The following is a 15614-nucleotide window of genomic DNA, read 5'->3' as shown; positions in this document are numbered from 1 at the left end:
CGCAGAATGGAAAAAGTGGCGAAAATAACGACATTCTTCTGTGCGCAGCCATGGCCATTCTCCCTATTCTTTGTTATCCCGACCCTCGGTTGCATACTGTTGCAAAACCGGTTCGTGAGGTCGATGCGCGCATCCGCGGCTTGGTGGCGGACATGTTCGAGACCATGTACGACGCCCACGGCATCGGTTTGGCAGCCACACAGGTGGATGTCCATGAGCGTCTGGTGGTGATCGACATTTCTGAAGAGCGCAATCAGCCTCTGGTGCTCATCAACCCTGAAATTGTCTGGGCCAGCCCGGAAAAGCAATTGGGCGATGAAGGTTGCCTGTCGGTGCCTGGCATTTACGACGGCGTGGAGCGCTCCACGGCGGTGCGCGTGCGTGCACTCGACGCGCAAGGCCAGGAGCAAACCCTGGAGGCCGAAGGCCTGCTCTCCATCTGCATCCAGCATGAACTGGACCATCTGCTGGGCAAGGTGTTTGTCGAGTATCTGTCGCCACTCAAGCGGACCCGGATCAAATCCAAGCTGGTCAAGCGCCAGCGCGAGGCACGCGCATGAGGGCCGCTGCACCAGGAATCGGCTGGCTGTTGGTTTGCGCCGTGCTGGCGGGGTGTGCCAGCGGCGGCGGCCAAGCCGTGCGCCCCGGTGTGCTGCTGGACGACGTGCAGGCGCAGTGGGGTGCGCCCAAGGCCGTGTACCAGCATGCGCAAGGCCAGCGGGTGTTTTACAGTCCGCAACCCTGGCAGGTTCGCCGACTGGATTTCGATGCCCTGGGCAGGTTGCAGCAGATCCACGAGCAGGTGCTCTCGGTGGCGCAGTTTGCTGCCATCGAGGCGGGCAAGTGGCGTGCGGCCGATGTGCAGCAGACCTTTGGCCCGCCCGCGCGTCGTGCGACCGATGCGGACAAGGGCAGCGTCTGGAGCTACTTTTTCCTGGAATATGGCGTGCACCGGCGCGCGCGCATCCATTTCGACGCTGGCGGCAGCGTGGCGCGGGTGGACGTGGCCGAAGACCCGGCGGCCGACGACCGTTACCGCTGATCGTCAGCCTTCAGGTCATGAAAGTCATTTTTGCCGGTACGCCGGATTTTGCGCGCGTTGCCTTGCAGGCTTTGCTCGACGCCGGTTTCTCGGTGCCGCTGGTACTCACCCAGCCTGACCGACCCGCCGGACGGGGCATGAAGCTCCAGGCATCTCCGGTCAAACAGCTGGCGCAGGCACATGGCATTGCCCTGGCACAGCCGCGCAGCCTGCGATTGGATGGCAAGTATGCCGAGGAGGCTGCTGGCGCGCAGGCAGCCATCATGGCTGCGCAGGCCGATGTGATGGTGGTGGCGGCCTATGGCCTGATTCTTCCGCAGTGGGTGCTGGACGCGCCGCGCTGGGGTTGCCTCAACATCCATGCCAGCCTGCTGCCTCGCTGGCGAGGGGCGGCACCCATTCACCGGGCGATTGAGTCAGGTGATGCGCAGACCGGCATCACCATCATGCAAATGGATGCGGGCCTGGACACTGGCGACATGCTGTTGCGCGAGGCGATGGATATCCTGCCCCAGGACACCACAGCCACCCTGCACGACCGCCTGGCCGTTCAGGGTGGGCGGCTCATCGTTCAGGCGCTGCACCAACTGGACGCCGGGGGGCTGGTGCCGGTGCCGCAGCCGGAGGCGGGGGTGTGTTATGCCCACAAGATCGAGAAATCCGAGAGCGCCGTGGATTGGTCTCTTTCGGCCGAGGCCATCGACCGGCGCATCCGTGCCTTCGACCCCTTTCCGGGTGCCAGTACCACGGTGCAGGGGGAGGTCATCAAGCTGTGGTCGTGCAAAATTGATAGCGCCTTGCGCCCGTCTGGAGTGCCCTGCGGCCATATTTTGGCCTTGAATGCTGATGCGGTGTTGGTGGCGTGTGGGCACGGCGTGCTGGCCATCACGGCCTTGCAGCGTGCTGGGGGCAAGCGCTTGGGGGCGGCAGATTTCGTGCGTGGATTTGGCTTGCAGCCGGGCATGGTGCTGGGTGCGCACGGTGCGTCCGGCGAGGCCGGTGCGTGAGCGCCGTTGCGCAGCGCAGGACTTGGCGCCATCCCCTGTTCCGCCAGGGGGTGGCAGACATGCTGGGCGCCTCCCTGGGCATCGCCGCCTGGGGCCTGGTCACCGGGGTCGCCATGGTCAAGAGCGGCATGTCGGTGCCTGTGGCCGTCGTCATGTCGCTCCTGGTCTACGCAGGCAGCGCCCAGCTGGCGGTGATTCCGCTGCTGGCGGCCGGAGCCCCGCTGTGGGTGGTTTGGCTCACGGCGTGTTGTGTGAATCTGCGCTTTGTGATCTTCAGCAGCCTTTGGCGCTCCTATTTTCAGCACTTGCCTTTGCGCCAGCGCTTGGCCATTGGGTATTTCAGCGGGGATGTCATCTTCGTGGCCTTCATGAAGCGCTTCCCCGAGCCGCGCCCTGGTAAGGGGCAGGTGCCTTTCTTCTGGGGGGCAGCCACCGTCAATTGGGTGGCTTGGCAAGTGCCTTCGTTGCTGGGCATCGCACTGGCCCACGCCATTCCCTTGTCTTGGGGGCTGGGTTTTGCCGGGGTGCTGGCCTTGTTGGGTGTGTTGTTGTCGCTGCTGGTGGACCGCGCCACCTGGACGGCGACGGGTGTGGCGGCCACGGCGGCCGTTGCAGCTTTCGCGCTTCCGCTCAAGCTCAATATCCTGGTGGCCATTGCCGCAGCGGTGGCTGCGGGCCTGTTGGTGGAGGCTGTGCAGACGCAACGCACGCTGGCTGTGGACCATGAGGGTGCGCCGTGAACAGCGATGACCTGCAGGCCATGCTGGCCATTGGTGGCCTGGCGCTCATTACCGTGTTGACGCGGGCCTTTTTCATGATTCCCCGGCGTGAGATCCCCATGCCGGGCTGGTTGCGCCGGGGCCTCAAGTACGCTCCGCTGGCGGCGCTGACGGCGGTGATCGCCCCGGAGGTGTTCATGACACAGGGGGTGCTGCTGACCACCTGGCAGGACGCCAGGCTGCCCGCGGTGCTGTGTGCCAGCGCCTACTACTTCTATCGGCGCGGCATTCTGGGCACCATCGTCGTGGGCATGCTGGTGTACCTGCCGCTGCATGTGGGGCTGGGCTGGTAGGTGCGGCATTCGGGCGGCTGGTGCGCTTGCCTACAATGCGGTCCAGCCGCCGTTGGAATGGGTGACCACCGCTTCCAAGGGCGATCCGTCAGTTCCCTTTCTTCACACCGATGAACATCCTTCGCTTCTCCGATCTGTGCGCCAGCGGCCAAGTGGCCGGCAAGCGCGTCTTCATCCGCGCCGACCTCAATGTTCCGCAGGACGATGCAGGGCGCATCACCGAAGACACACGCATCCGCGCCTCGGTGCCCGCCATCGAGATGGCACTCCAGGCCGGCGCTGCGGTCATGGTGACCAGCCACCTGGGTCGTCCGACGGAAGGTGAGTTCAAACCGGAAGACTCTTTGGCTCCCGTCGCACAACGTCTGGGCGAGTTGCTGGGGCGCGAGGTCCCCCTGGTGACCGACTGGGTGGGTGGTGTGAGCGTCGCGCCCGGCCAGTTGGTGCTGCTGGAAAACTGCCGTTTGAACGTGGGTGAGAAGAAGAACAAGGAAGACCTGGCGCGCAAATTGGCTGCGTTGTGCGACATCTTTGTGAATGACGCCTTTGGCACCGCCCACCGCGCCGAGGGCACCACCTACGGCATTGCTCAGTTTGCGCCTGTGGCGTGCGCAGGCCCGCTGCTGGCGGCCGAGATCGACGCCATCAGCAAGGCGCTGGCTTCGCCCAAGCGCCCCTTGGCCGCCATCGTGGCGGGCTCCAAGGTGTCCACCAAGCTCACCATCCTGCAAAGCCTGGCCAAGAATGTGGATCAGCTCATCGTTGGCGGTGGCATTGCCAACACCTTTATGTTGGCGGCGGGTCTGAACATCGGCAAGAGTCTGGCAGAAGCCGACCTGGTGGGCGAGGCCAAGGCGGTGATCGAGGCCATGAAGGCGCGCGGCGCCGAAGTGCCCATTCCCACCGACGTCGTCGTTGCCAAGACCTTTGCCGCCGACGCCGCAGCCACGGTCAAGAAGGCCTCGGAGGTTGCCGATGACGACCTGATCCTGGACATCGGGCCCGAAACAGCGGCCAGGCTTGCTGCGCAACTCAAGGCAGCGGGCACCATCGTCTGGAACGGGCCTGTGGGTGTGTTCGAATTTGCGGCCTTTGAGAATGGCACCAAGGCCATCGCACAGGCGATTGCCGAGTCGCCCGCTTTCTCGATTGCCGGTGGTGGCGACACGCTTGCCGCCATTGCCAAATACGGCATTGAAGAGAAAGTGGGCTATATCTCCACTGGCGGCGGAGCGTTCCTTGAAGTTCTGGAAGGGAAAACCCTCCCGGCCTTCGAGATACTGGAAAAGCGGGCTGCAGCTTGATTTGAAACCGCCTGTTACAGGCGAGGTGGGTACTGTGACAAAAACAACAAAGCGTCTGCTGCAAAGCGCAGTTAGCGCATCTTTTTCTTGTTTTTGTTGAGGCCTGCACCCAAAATCAATTTCAATCGTGTAGTGGCTCGTTTTCTTGGCTTTCTACCGTCCAAGTCCGTAGGAGGGAATCATGGTGTTTTCAAGGGCAATCAGCCTGGCTGTTTTGGCTGGCGCTGTGGCTACGATGGTGGGTTGTGCAAACCGTGCGCCCATTCCCCTGGCCGAAAATTTTGAGTTGACCGTTCAGCCCAAGGTTCGCTCTGCCGGGCATTGGGAACTGGTGTCGCGCGATGTCGTGGCCCAGACGCTGGCAACGCTCGACAAGGCGGGTGTGGCACCCGGCACGCCTCTGCATGTGGCGCTGCCTCCCAACCCCAGCGCTTTTGACGTCGGCTTTCGCGATTTCCTGATCACCAAGCTGGTTCAGAGTGGTGCCACGGTGCAACAAATGCCCGGTCAAACCCTGGATGTGACCTACCACGCACAAGTGGTGCGTCACAACAGCGAGCGGCCTCATTTCATTCCCGGTCAGTTCACAATGATCACTGCAGGTCTGATGGCTGCTTATGGTTTGCGCCACGAGCACCTCGATGCCCAGATGCTGGGTGCGCTGGGCTTGGCCGTGGCGGCTGATTACGGTGCCAGCGTCAATTCCGGTGGTCCTACCAATACTGAAATGATCTTGACCACGACGGTGGCGCGTGGTGGCCAGTACCTCGCTCGCAAGACCGACGTGTATTACCTGGAAAACGCAGACACGCCGTTGTTTATGCGTCCTTCCAAGAGCGTCAACATGAAGGTGGTGTCGCAATGAGCTTCAAAACTACCGCACTCTTGACCGCGTTGGCTGCCGCGCTGATGGCAGGCTGCGCATCGAACAATGCGCCGGTGCGTGCCGAGCCCACTTACCAGGAAGCCGCCAGCAGCCAGTTCTTGCAGGCCAACGCAGATGCCGTGGGCAAGCTGGTCGCTGGTTTTGATGTCTCGACACTCGGTGGCGGCCCCGTGCTGGTGGCGACCGTGGTCAACGTCAACGACATGAGCCGTGCAGCCCCCTTGGGTCGTACCTTGGCGGAGCAATACGCTTCCGTGATGTCCGCCAAGGGCTTCAACGTGAAGGAAATCAAGCTGCGTGGTGATGTCTTCGTCAAGGAAGGCGCTGGCGAACTGTTGCTGTCCCGTGAAATCAAGGACATCGCACGCAGCCAGAACGCTACGCTGGTGCTGGTTGGAACGTACTCCGCTGCGGCCAACTTCACTTACGTCAGCCTCAAGCTGGTGCGTACCGAAGACAGCCGCATTGTGCGCGGTCACGACTACGCTTTGCCCAATGACCGTGACGTTCAGCGCATGCTGACCGTGCCCCGCTGAGTGGCGAGGTTCTCCAAGAAAAAACCGCCTTTGGGCGGTTTTTTCTTGGGCGCCGTTTCAGCGTTCGGTACGTATCGTTGATGCAGTGCTGTAACTGATTCTGTGTGAAAATAGAAACCCGATTACATCGTTCAAAGGGCATCCATGTCTCTCTCCCCTCGCCGCGCCACGAAGATCGTTGCCACCTTGGGTCCTGCCTCGAGTGAGGTGGGGTTGCTGGAGCGAATGATCCAGGCGGGTGTCAACGTGGTGCGGTTGAACTTCAGCCATGGCAGTGCCCAGGACCATGTGGACAGGGCGCAGATGGTGCGCGAGGCAGCCCAGCGTGCGGGCAGGGAAGTGGCCATCATGGCCGACCTGCAGGGCCCCAAGATTCGGGTAGGCAAGTTTGCCCAGGGGCGCATCATGTTGGAAGCCGGGGCCTCGTTCGTGCTGGATGCATCGCGCACTGAACTTGGCGATCAGGAGGGCGTGGGCCTGGATTACAAGGAGCTCCCGCGCGATACCCGCCCCGGGGACGTGTTGTTGCTGAACGATGGTCTGATTGTCCTGACCGTGGAAGCCGTCCGTGGCGAGGCGGTTCATACCAAGGTGCGTATTGGTGGCGAGCTTTCCAATAACAAAGGCATCAACAAACAAGGCGGCGGACTGACGGCGCCCGCACTCACGGCCAAGGACATGGAGGACATCCGCACAGCCATGCAGTTCCAGGCGGACTATGTCGCGGTGAGCTTTCCCAAGAATGCGACCGACATGGAAATGGCGCGACAGCTGTGCAATGTGGCTGCGGCGGAGTACCGCCACAAGCCCGGGCTGATCGCGAAAATCGAGCGCGCTGAAGCCATTCCGCACCTGGAATCCATCTTGCGTGCCAGCGACGGCATCATGGTGGCGCGGGGCGATCTGGCCGTGGAGGTGGGCAATGCCGCTGTGCCTGCCCTGCAAAAGAAGATGATCCGCATGGCGCGTGACATGGACAAGGTCGTGATCACGGCCACCCAGATGATGGAAAGCATGATCACCAATCCGGTCCCCACGCGCGCGGAGGTCAGCGACGTGGCCAATGCCGTGCTGGATGGAACAGACGCCGTCATGCTCAGTGCAGAAACGGCGGCCGGCAAGTACCCACTGGAAACCGTGCAAGAAATGGCCAAGATTTGTGCCGCAGCAGAGGCGGCAGAGGATCCGCAGCTCGACGCGGATTTCTCCGGTCGTACATTCACGAGCATTGACCAATCCATCGCCATGGGCGCCTTGTTCACCGCCTATCACCTGGGAGCCAAGGCCATTGTGGCCATGACGGACAGTGGTTCCACGGCACTGTGGATGAGCCGTTATCGCATCCACATTCCCATCTACGCACTCACGCCCAAGGTGGCCACGCAGCGGCGCATGGCGCTTTTCCGCAACGTGCGCCCCTTGCTGATGGATACCAGTGCAGACCGCGATACCGCACTGGAGCAGGCCGAGAGCCATCTCAAGATGCGCAACATCGTGGGCAGCGGGGATGTGTACGCCATCACCTGCGGCGAGCCCATGGGGGCGCCTGGGGGAACCAACATGCTGAAGATCTGCCGAGCATCTTGAGCGCCAGGCATGTGCCGGTAAGTTCGGCGCGCGGTTGGGGTCGGTAGAATTGCGGGTTACAAGGCGGTTACGGCCACTGGTCTGCCGCTCCCGTTTTTCAACCTTTACGGATCCACCACCATGCCTCTCGTCTCGATGCGCGAACTGCTCGACCATGCCGCTGAAAACGGTTATGGCATTCCCGCTTTCAACGTCAACAACCTGGAGCAGGTCCAGGCTGTGATGGCGGCCGCCGATGAGGTGGGTGCGCCTGTGATCCTGCAGGCCAGTGCTGGCGCGCGCAAATATGCGGGCGAGTCCTTCATCAAACATCTGATCCAGGCCGCCTGCGAAGCCTATCCCCACATCCCGCTGGTCATGCACCAGGACCATGGCACCAGCCCCAAGGTGTGCGCAGGCGCCATCGACCTGGGCTTCGGTTCGGTCATGATGGATGGCTCGCTCATGGAGGACGGCAAGACGCCTGCTTCCTTCGACTACAACGTGGACGTGACCCGGAAGGTTGTGGACATGGCACACAAGGTGGGTGTCACTGTCGAGGGTGAGCTGGGCTGCCTGGGATCGCTGGAAACCGGCGAAGCCGGTGAGGAAGACGGCATTGGCGCTGTGGGCAAGCTGGACCACAGCCAGATGCTGACGGACCCCGAAGAAGCGGCCCGTTTTGTCCAGGCCACGCAACTGGATGCCTTGGCCATCGCCATTGGTACCAGCCACGGTGCCTACAAGTTCACCCGTCCGCCCACGGGCGATGTGCTGGCGATCAGCCGCGTCAAGGAGATCAACGCCCGTATTCCCAATACGCACCTCGTGATGCACGGCTCCTCGTCGGTACCGCAAGAGCTGCTGGCCATCATCAACCAGTACGGCGGCAAGATGAAAGAGACGTACGGCGTGCCGATCAAGGAAATCCAGGAAGCCATCAAGTACGGCGTGCGCAAGATCAACATCGACACCGACATCCGCCTGGCCATGACCGGCGCGGTGCGCAAGTTCATGGCCGAGAACCCCGACAAGTTCGATGCGCGCGAATGGCTCAAGCCCGCCCGAGAGGCCGCCAAGGCCGTGTGCAAGCAGCGCTACCTGGAATTCGGCTGCGAAGGCCAGGGCGGCAAGATCAAAGGGTTCACCTTGACCGTGATGGCACAGAAGTATGTGGCGGGCGAGTTGGCGCAAGTGGTCAACTGAGTATCTGACCCTTTCCTCAGACAAGACGGCAGCCAGAGCGCTGCCGTTTTTGCTATTGGAGGATGCACTCTATTGGATGCTGTCCTGTGCGAGATAGGAGCGCCTCGTTCTTCATGTAAGCTCACGGTCAGCAAAAAAACGCGGGCAAAGGGAGGACGGCAGCAAGCAAGTTCCTTCTCATAGCCCATGCAAGCGCCTCGGCGCTTGTGCCCCGGCCATGAACCTGGAGGAGATAACCCATGCAAACCAGCCCCACAGCAACGATGCAACGCATCGGTGTGCCCAGGGAGACCTATCCCGGCGAAAAACGTGTGGCCACCGTGCCCGACGTGGTGGAAAAGCTCATCAAGCTCGGATTCAAAGTTGCTGTTGAGTCGGGCGCCGGAGACGCTGCGAATTTCAGTGATGAGTCCTATCGTGCAGTCGGTGCCGAAGTGCTGCCCGATGCGGTCGCGCTGTGGTCCGCGTCGGACATCGTGCTCAAGGTTCGCCCACCGAGCAGCGATGAGGTGGCGCTGATGCGCGAGGGTGGGACGCTGATCGGCTTTGTCTGGCCTGCCCAAAACCCTGAACTGATGCAGCAGCTCGCCGCACGCAAGGTCACGGTGCTGGCCATCGACTGCCTACCGCGCACCCTGAGCCGCGCGCAGAAAATGGACGCGTTGACATCCACCGCCGGCGTGAGCGGCTACCGCGCCGTTATTGAGGCGGCCAATGCCTTCGGCCGTTATTTCAACGGCCAGATCACGGCGGCGGGCAAGGTGCCTCCGGCCAAGGTCTTCATCGCCGGGGCCGGTGTGGCGGGCCTGGCGGCCATCGGCACGGCGGCCAACCTGGGCGCCATCGTGCGCGCCAACGACACGCGTGCCGAAGTCGCTGACCAGGTCAAGTCGCTGGGTGGCGAGTTCGTGAAGGTGGACTATGAGGAGGATGGCTCTGGCGGCGGCGGCTACGCCAAGGTCATGAGCGAAGGATTCCAGGCCGCGCAGCGCCAGATGTACGCCACCCAGGCCAAGGATGCGGACATCATCATCACCACCGCCCTGATCCCCGGCAAGCCGGCGCCCAAGCTCATCACTGCCGAGATGGTGCAGAGCATGAAGCCCGGCAGCGTGATCGTGGACATGGCCGCCGAACAGGGCGGCAATTGCGAACTGACCGTGCCCGGCGAGGCCGTGGTGCGCCATGGTGTGACCATCATCGGCTACACCGACCTGGCCTCGCGCCTGGCCAAGCAATCGTCCACGCTCTATGCCACCAACCTGCTGCGTTTGGTGGAGGAACTGTGCAAGGCCAAGGACGGCGTGGCCGTGGTCAACATGGAGGATGACGCCATCCGCGGCCTCACCGTCATCAAGGACGGCGCCGTTACCTGGCCCGCACCGCCCCTCAGGCAGGCCCCGGCGCCCGCACCCATGCCTGCGGCGGCCCCCGTGGAGCAGAAGAAGGGCGGCCATGGGCATGGCAGCAGCGGCCCCTTGCCCGCCAAGACCCTGGGCATCATCTTTGCCGTGGCGGCGGTGGCTTTCTGGTTCATTGGTGCCTACGCGCCGGCGGCCTTCCTGGGGCACTTCACGGTGTTCGTGCTGGCCTGTTTCATCGGCTACATGGTGGTGTGGAACGTTACGCCCGCGCTGCACACGCCGTTGATGAGCGTGACCAACGCTATCTCCAGCATCATTGCCATCGGGGCCCTGGTGCAGATTGCCCCGCCCGAAGCCGGGGTGAACGGGAGGCCTGACGGGCTGATCCTCTGGCTGGCCTTTGCCGCCATCGTGCTCACGGCCATCAACATGTTCGGCGGCTTTGCCGTGACGCGCCGCATGCTCGCCATGTTCCGCAAATAAGAACGAGACCCACAGCAAGGAAACAAACCCATGTCCCAAAGTCTCGCTACTGTCGCCTACCTCGGCGCTGCCATCCTCTTCATCCTCAGCCTCGGAGGCTTGTCCAACCCCGAAACATCCCGCCGCGGCAATCTGTTCGGCATGATCGGCATGGCCCTGGCTGTGCTGGCCACGGTGTTCGGCCCGCGCGTCAGCCCCTCGGGCATCGTGTGGATCGTCGGTGCCCTGGTCGTTGGCGGCAGCATCGGCCTGTATGCCGCCAAGGTCGTGAAAATGACCCAGATGCCCGAACTGGTCGCGCTCATGCACAGCCTGGTCGGTCTGGCGGCCTGTCTTGTGGGCTTTGCCAGCTATGTCGATACCTCGATCCAACTGCAAGGTGCGGAAAAGGCCATCCATGAGGTGGAGATCTACGTCGGCATCCTGATCGGCGCTGTGACGTTCTCGGGCTCTCTGATTGCGTTCGGCAAGCTCAACGGCAAGATCGGCGGCAAGCCCCTGCTGCTGCCTGGGCGCCACTGGCTCAACCTGGTCGCGCTGCTGGTGGTGATCTGGTTCGGCAAGGAGTTCCTGGCCGCGCACGATGTGCAGTCGGGCATGCTGCCCCTGGTGGTGATGACCGTGATCGCGCTGCTCTTCGGCATCCACATGGTCATGGCCATCGGTGGCGCAGACATGCCGGTGGTGGTATCCATGCTCAACAGCTATTCCGGCTGGGCCGCGGCGGCCACGGGCTTCATGCTGAGCAACGACCTGCTGATCGTGACCGGCGCGCTGGTCGGCTCCTCGGGCGCCATCCTGTCCTACATCATGTGCAACGCGATGAACCGCAACTTCATCAGCGTGATCGCGGGTGGTTTTGGTTCCGGCGGTGGAGCCCCGGCCAAGACGGGTGATGCGGCCGCGCCCCAGGGCGAGGTGGTCCCCGTGAGCTCCGCCGAGACGGCAGAGATGCTGCGCGAGGCCAAGAGCGTCATCATCGTGCCCGGCTACGGTATGGCCGTGGCCCAGGCGCAGCACACCGTCAACGACATCACCAAGACCCTGCGCGACAAGGGCGTGCAGGTGCGTTTTGCCATCCACCCCGTGGCGGGCCGCATGCCCGGTCACATGAACGTGCTGCTGGCCGAGGCCAAGGTTCCCTACGACATCGTGATGGAGATGGACGAAATCAACGAGGACTTCCCGGATACCGATGTGGCCATCGTCATTGGCGCCAATGACATCGTCAACCCGGCTGCGCAGGACGACCCGACCAGCCCCATCGCAGGCATGCCCGTGCTTGAGGTGTGGAAAGCCAAGACCTCGATCGTGATGAAGCGCTCCATGGCATCGGGTTACGCCGGCGTGGACAACCCGCTCTTCTACAAGGAAAACAACCGCATGCTGTTCGGTGACGCCAAGAAGATGCTGGATGAAGTCCTGGGCGCACTCAAGGGCTGACAGGGCATAATTCCCACAGGAAAAAGCACGACCGTGCGGAGTTTTGGGCACGGTTTTCACACACAACAGAGATTGAACCATCAGGAGACTTGGAGATGACCGACCGCATTTGGCTCAAGAGCTATCCGTCTGGCGTGCCTGCAGACATCGACCCGGGGCAGTACCCTTCCCTCGTGGCGCTGATGGAAGAAGCCTTTCAGAAGTACGCAGACCGCGTGGCCTACAGCTTCATGGGCAAGGATGTCAGCTATGCGCAGACCGATTCTCTGAGCAAGGCCTTTGCGACATACCTGCAGGGCCTGGGCCTGGTCAAGGGCGACCGCGTGGCCATCATGATGCCCAATGTGCCGCAATACCCGGTCGCGGTTGCGGCCATCCTGCGCGCCGGCTTCGTGGTGGTCAACGTCAACCCGCTGTACACGCCGCGCGAACTGGAGCACCAGCTCAAGGACTCGGGCTCCAAGGCGATTGTCATCATCGAAAACTTCGCCACCACGCTGCAGCAGTGCATCACGCACACGCCGGTCAAGCATGTGGTGCTGTGCGCCATGGGTGACCAGTTGGGCTTGCTCAAGGGCGCGCTGGTCAACTACGTGGTGCGCAACGTCAAGAAGATGGTTCCCGCCTACGACCTGCCGGGGGCCGTGCGCTTCAACGAGGCCATTGCCCAGGGCACCCGTGGAACGCTCAAGAAGCCGGACATCAAGCCCGACGACATCGCCCTGCTGCAATACACCGGCGGCACCACGGGCGTGAGCAAGGGCGCAGTGCTGCTGCATCGCAACATCATTGCCAACGTGCTGCAGTCCGAGGCCTGGAATGCACCGGTGATGAACAAGGTGCCCGCAGGCGAACAGCCCACGGCCGTGTGCGCGCTGCCGCTGTACCACATCTTCGCCTTCACCGTGAACATGATGCTGTCCATGCGCACCGGCGGCAAGACCATCCTGATTCCCAACCCGCGCGATCTGCCCGCAGTGTTGAAGGAACTGTCCAAGCACACCTTCCACAGCTTCCCGGCCGTCAACACGCTGTTCAACGGTCTGGCCAATCATCCTGACTTCAACACCGTCAACTGGAAGAACCTCAAGGTGTCCGTGGGCGGCGGCATGGCGGTGCAGGGCGCCGTAGCCAAGCTGTGGCTGGACAAGACAGGCTGCCCGATCTGCGAAGGCTACGGTCTCTCGGAAACCAGCCCCTCGGCCAGTTGCAACCCGGTGACGGCCACCGAGTTCACCGGCACCATCGGTCTGCCCTTGCCCGGCACCAGCATGAAGCTGCTCGATGACGAGGGCAATCAGGTCACCGAACTGGGCCAGCCGGGAGAAATCGCCATCAAGGGCCCGCAGGTGATGGCGGGCTACTGGCAGCGCCCGGACGAAACCGCCAAGGTCATGACGGCGGATGGCTACTTCAAGACTGGTGACGTGGGTGTGATGGACGAGCGCGGCTTCTTCAAGATCGTGGACCGCAAGAAGGACATGATTCTGGTCAGCGGCTTCAACGTCTATCCCAACGAGGTGGAAGAGGTGGTCGCCAACTGCCCTGGCGTGATGGAATGTGCCGCCGTGGGCGTGCCCGATGACAAGTCTGGCGAGGCGGTCAAGCTCGTCATCGTCAAGAAAGACCCTGACCTGACCGAGGCCCAGGTGCGCGAATACTGCCGCCACGAACTGACGGGCTACAAGCAGCCCAAGGTGATCGAGTTCCGCACCGAGCTGCCCAAGACCCCGGTGGGCAAGATCCTGCGGCGCGAGCTGCGCGACAAGAAGTAAGCCGACGCTGAAGCCGTCGCGCATTCTTTGCGCCACAATGCCGAGCGGCCACCAAGGCCGCTCTTTTTTTGTCTTTCCCATGACTACAGCCATCCTCAGTGCCCTTCCCGAAGAACAATCCGGTTTGGTGGAAAGCCTGGAGCAAGCCCGGCGCGTGATGCACGCTGGGCGCTCCTTCTGGACGGGGGCGTTGCATGGCAAGCCGGTGGTGCTGGCGCTCTCGGGCATTGGCAAGGTGGCTGCGGCCACCACCGCCACGGTGCTGATTGAGCGTTTTGCATCCCAGCGCATCGTGTTCACGGGCGTGGCAGGTGGGGTGGGCGATGGCGTGCAGGTGGGCGATGTGGTGGTGGCGCACGACTATGTGCAGCACGACATGGATGTGTCGCCCCTGTTCGAGCGCTGGCTGGTGCCTGGCTACCCCGGTGTGCGCCTGGCCTGCGATGCGGAACTCTCGGCGCAGTTGGCGCAGGCAGTGCGCCACTGCCTGACCACCGAAGGGGCACTTCTGCACACGGGCCCAGCGGGCCGTGCGCCCCGTCTGCACCAGGGCCTGATGGCCAGTGGCGACCGCTTCATCACCTGTGCCCAGGTCTCGCGCGCGCTGCGCGAGCCGCTGCTGGCTGCAGGCCACGATGTGCTGGCCGTGGAAATGGAGGGCGCCGCGGTGGCCCAGGTGTGCCTGGACTACGCTGTACCCTTTGCCGCCGTGCGCACCATTTCGGACCGGGCAGACGACGACGCCCATGTCGATTTCCCGGTATTCATCCAGAACGTGGCCAGCCGCTATGCCGACCACATCGTGCGGCAATTGATGAATTTGCTATAAAAATAATAGCTGTCAGCGCTTTGTTTATAAGCGCTGGTGCCATTTTTTTACTTCAACCAGCCTCGCTTGCGGAAATACCACATGGGGCCCAGCGCGCTGGCCAGCATGAGTGCCAGCGCAAACGGATAGCCCCATTTCTGGCCCAACTCGGGCATGTACTGAAAGTTCATGCCGTACACGCTGGCGATCAAGGTAGGGGGCAACAGCGCCACGCTGGCCACCGAGAAGATCTTGATGATCTTGTTCTGGTTGATATTGATGAAACCGACCGTGGCGTCCATCAGGAAGTTGATCTTGTCGAACAGAAAGGCCGTGTGGCTGTCCAGCGACTCGATGTCGCGCAGGATCTGGCGCGCCTCCTCGAACTGCTCGGCGTTGAGCATCTTGCTGCGCATCATGAAGCTCACCGCGCGGCGCGTGTCCATCACGTTGCGGCGGATGCGGCCGTTCAAGTCTTCCTGGCGTGCAATGGCGGCCAGCACCTCACCAGCGCGCGCGTCGGTCACATCGCCTGCCAGCACCTGGGTGCTGACCTTTTCCAGGTCGTCGTAAATGCCTTCGAGCGTGTCGGCCGAGTACTCGGCGTCGGCGTCGAACAGCTTGAGCAACACGTCGCGTGCGTCCTCGATCAGCCCCGGTGCGCGTCGCGCACGCAGGCGCAGGAGGCGAAACACCGGAATGTCCTCGTCGTGCAGCGAGAACAGCACGCCCTTGCTGCGCAGACTGGGGTTGATGAGGTTCAGGATGAAGGCCACGCGCACCGAACGTGGCTGCTCGTGGTCGTCGATCAGGAAGTCGCTGCGGATGTGCAGTTCGCCGTTGTCTTCCTCGTAGAAGCGGGCCGATTCCTCGATGTCCTCGTCCATCGCATCCTCGGGGATGGACAGGCCGTAGTACTGCGAAACCCAGCGCTTTTCGTCCAGCGTGGGGGATTCCAGATCGACCCAGATGGGCTGGAAGCGAGACAGCTCTTCCAGCGATTCGATTTCTTCCTGGACGAGGCGCCCATTGGCGAGCGTGAAGATATTGAGCATGCGATTGCTCCCTGAAGGGGGTGGCCGGGGGCTGGGTTGGGGGCGCTTTCAGCCCCGGCACGAACCA

General features: G+C 62.6%; 15 protein-coding genes. 14 read left to right on the top strand and 1 reads right to left on the bottom strand.

What is annotated here, in order from left to right; all coding sequences use genetic code 11:
• Positions 1-50: 50 nt before the first annotated feature.
• The 14 genes from def (at position 51) to MJ602_RS00220 (ending at position 14513) form a co-directional block, all read left to right on the top strand.
• Positions 51-560 (top strand): peptide deformylase, encoded by a 510-nt coding sequence (def, locus tag MJ602_RS00285; RefSeq protein WP_243018938.1) that lies wholly within the window; start codon positions 51-53, stop codon positions 558-560.
• Positions 557-1042 (top strand): hypothetical protein, encoded by a 486-nt coding sequence (locus MJ602_RS00280; RefSeq protein ID WP_243018937.1) that lies wholly within the window; start codon positions 557-559, stop codon positions 1040-1042. The genes def and MJ602_RS00280 overlap by 4 nt, the downstream gene beginning before the upstream one ends.
• Positions 1043-1059: 17 nt before the next feature.
• On the top strand, positions 1060-2049 hold the full coding sequence (gene fmt, locus MJ602_RS00275) for a methionyl-tRNA formyltransferase (protein ID WP_243018936.1): 990 nt from the start codon (positions 1060-1062) through the stop codon (positions 2047-2049).
• A gap of 59 nt (positions 2050-2108) precedes the next feature.
• Positions 2109-2789 (top strand): AzlC family ABC transporter permease, encoded by a 681-nt coding sequence (locus MJ602_RS00270; protein ID WP_243019260.1) that lies wholly within the window; start codon positions 2109-2111, stop codon positions 2787-2789.
• 20 nt (positions 2790-2809) lie between these two features.
• The gene (locus tag MJ602_RS00265) at positions 2810-3121 is read left to right on the top strand and encodes an AzlD domain-containing protein (protein ID WP_279235656.1); all 312 of its coding nucleotides are present in this window, start codon (positions 2810-2812) and stop codon (positions 3119-3121) included.
• 110 nt (positions 3122-3231) lie between these two features.
• The gene (locus tag MJ602_RS00260; RefSeq protein WP_243018934.1) at positions 3232-4425 is read left to right on the top strand and encodes a phosphoglycerate kinase; all 1194 of its coding nucleotides are present in this window, start codon (positions 3232-3234) and stop codon (positions 4423-4425) included.
• A gap of 181 nt (positions 4426-4606) precedes the next feature.
• Complete coding sequence (locus MJ602_RS00255; protein WP_162014845.1) at positions 4607-5290, top strand: hypothetical protein; 684 nt, start codon at positions 4607-4609, stop codon at positions 5288-5290.
• Positions 5287-5847, top strand: coding sequence for a FlgO family outer membrane protein (locus MJ602_RS00250; RefSeq protein ID WP_243018933.1), 561 nt, complete (start codon positions 5287-5289; stop codon positions 5845-5847). Before MJ602_RS00255 ends, MJ602_RS00250 begins: the two co-directional genes overlap by 4 nt.
• A gap of 144 nt (positions 5848-5991) precedes the next feature.
• A complete protein-coding gene (gene pyk, locus MJ602_RS00245; protein ID WP_162014847.1) occupies positions 5992-7434 on the top strand; it encodes a pyruvate kinase in 1443 nt (480 codons plus the stop codon).
• 120 nt (positions 7435-7554) lie between these two features.
• Positions 7555-8619, top strand: coding sequence for a class II fructose-bisphosphate aldolase (gene fba, locus MJ602_RS00240; RefSeq protein ID WP_162014848.1), 1065 nt, complete (start codon positions 7555-7557; stop codon positions 8617-8619).
• Positions 8620-8858: 239 nt separating this feature from the next.
• Positions 8859-10466 carry a Re/Si-specific NAD(P)(+) transhydrogenase subunit alpha gene (locus tag MJ602_RS00235; protein ID WP_243018932.1) on the top strand — a complete coding sequence of 536 codons (1608 nt, stop codon included), beginning with the start codon at positions 8859-8861 and terminating at the stop codon, positions 10464-10466.
• Between the two features lie 30 nt (positions 10467-10496).
• A complete protein-coding gene (gene pntB, locus MJ602_RS00230) occupies positions 10497-11909 on the top strand; it encodes a Re/Si-specific NAD(P)(+) transhydrogenase subunit beta (protein ID WP_162014850.1) in 1413 nt (470 codons plus the stop codon).
• Between the two features lie 95 nt (positions 11910-12004).
• On the top strand, positions 12005-13684 hold the full coding sequence (locus MJ602_RS00225) for a long-chain-fatty-acid--CoA ligase (protein ID WP_162014851.1): 1680 nt from the start codon (positions 12005-12007) through the stop codon (positions 13682-13684).
• A gap of 79 nt (positions 13685-13763) precedes the next feature.
• On the top strand, positions 13764-14513 hold the full coding sequence (locus tag MJ602_RS00220) for a 5'-methylthioadenosine/adenosylhomocysteine nucleosidase (protein ID WP_162014852.1): 750 nt from the start codon (positions 13764-13766) through the stop codon (positions 14511-14513).
• 47 nt (positions 14514-14560) lie between these two features.
• Here the strand turns inward: MJ602_RS00220 and corA are convergent, their stop codons facing one another.
• Positions 14561-15547, bottom strand: coding sequence for a magnesium/cobalt transporter CorA (gene corA / locus MJ602_RS00215; protein WP_162014853.1), 987 nt, complete (start codon positions 15545-15547; stop codon positions 14561-14563).
• Positions 15548-15614 lie beyond the last annotated feature (67 nt).

It is taken from the genome of Simplicispira sedimenti (assembly GCF_022760965.1).
GTDB classification, from domain to species: Bacteria; Pseudomonadota; Gammaproteobacteria; order Burkholderiales; family Burkholderiaceae_C; genus Simplicispira; species Simplicispira sedimenti.
Note: the sequence above shows the minus strand (reverse complement) of the source record. Positions and strands in the feature narration are given on the sequence as shown.

Coding starts and splice junctions, on each gene's coding strand:
- def (WP_243018938.1), top strand. CDS start 51: ATGGCCATTCTCCCTATTCTTTGTTATCCCGACCCTCGGTTGCATACT.
- MJ602_RS00280 (WP_243018937.1), top strand. CDS start 557: ATGAGGGCCGCTGCACCAGGAATCGGCTGGCTGTTGGTTTGCGCCGTG.
- fmt (WP_243018936.1), top strand. CDS start 1,060: ATGAAAGTCATTTTTGCCGGTACGCCGGATTTTGCGCGCGTTGCCTTG.
- MJ602_RS00270 (WP_243019260.1), top strand. CDS start 2,109: ATGCTGGGCGCCTCCCTGGGCATCGCCGCCTGGGGCCTGGTCACCGGG.
- MJ602_RS00265 (WP_279235656.1), top strand. CDS start 2,810: ATGCTGGCCATTGGTGGCCTGGCGCTCATTACCGTGTTGACGCGGGCC.
- MJ602_RS00260 (WP_243018934.1), top strand. CDS start 3,232: ATGAACATCCTTCGCTTCTCCGATCTGTGCGCCAGCGGCCAAGTGGCC.
- MJ602_RS00255 (WP_162014845.1), top strand. CDS start 4,607: ATGGTGTTTTCAAGGGCAATCAGCCTGGCTGTTTTGGCTGGCGCTGTG.
- MJ602_RS00250 (WP_243018933.1), top strand. CDS start 5,287: ATGAGCTTCAAAACTACCGCACTCTTGACCGCGTTGGCTGCCGCGCTG.
- pyk (WP_162014847.1), top strand. CDS start 5,992: ATGTCTCTCTCCCCTCGCCGCGCCACGAAGATCGTTGCCACCTTGGGT.
- fba (WP_162014848.1), top strand. CDS start 7,555: ATGCCTCTCGTCTCGATGCGCGAACTGCTCGACCATGCCGCTGAAAAC.
- MJ602_RS00235 (WP_243018932.1), top strand. CDS start 8,859: ATGCAAACCAGCCCCACAGCAACGATGCAACGCATCGGTGTGCCCAGG.
- pntB (WP_162014850.1), top strand. CDS start 10,497: ATGTCCCAAAGTCTCGCTACTGTCGCCTACCTCGGCGCTGCCATCCTC.
- MJ602_RS00225 (WP_162014851.1), top strand. CDS start 12,005: ATGACCGACCGCATTTGGCTCAAGAGCTATCCGTCTGGCGTGCCTGCA.
- MJ602_RS00220 (WP_162014852.1), top strand. CDS start 13,764: ATGACTACAGCCATCCTCAGTGCCCTTCCCGAAGAACAATCCGGTTTG.
- corA (WP_162014853.1), bottom strand. CDS start 15,547: ATGCTCAATATCTTCACGCTCGCCAATGGGCGCCTCGTCCAGGAAGAA.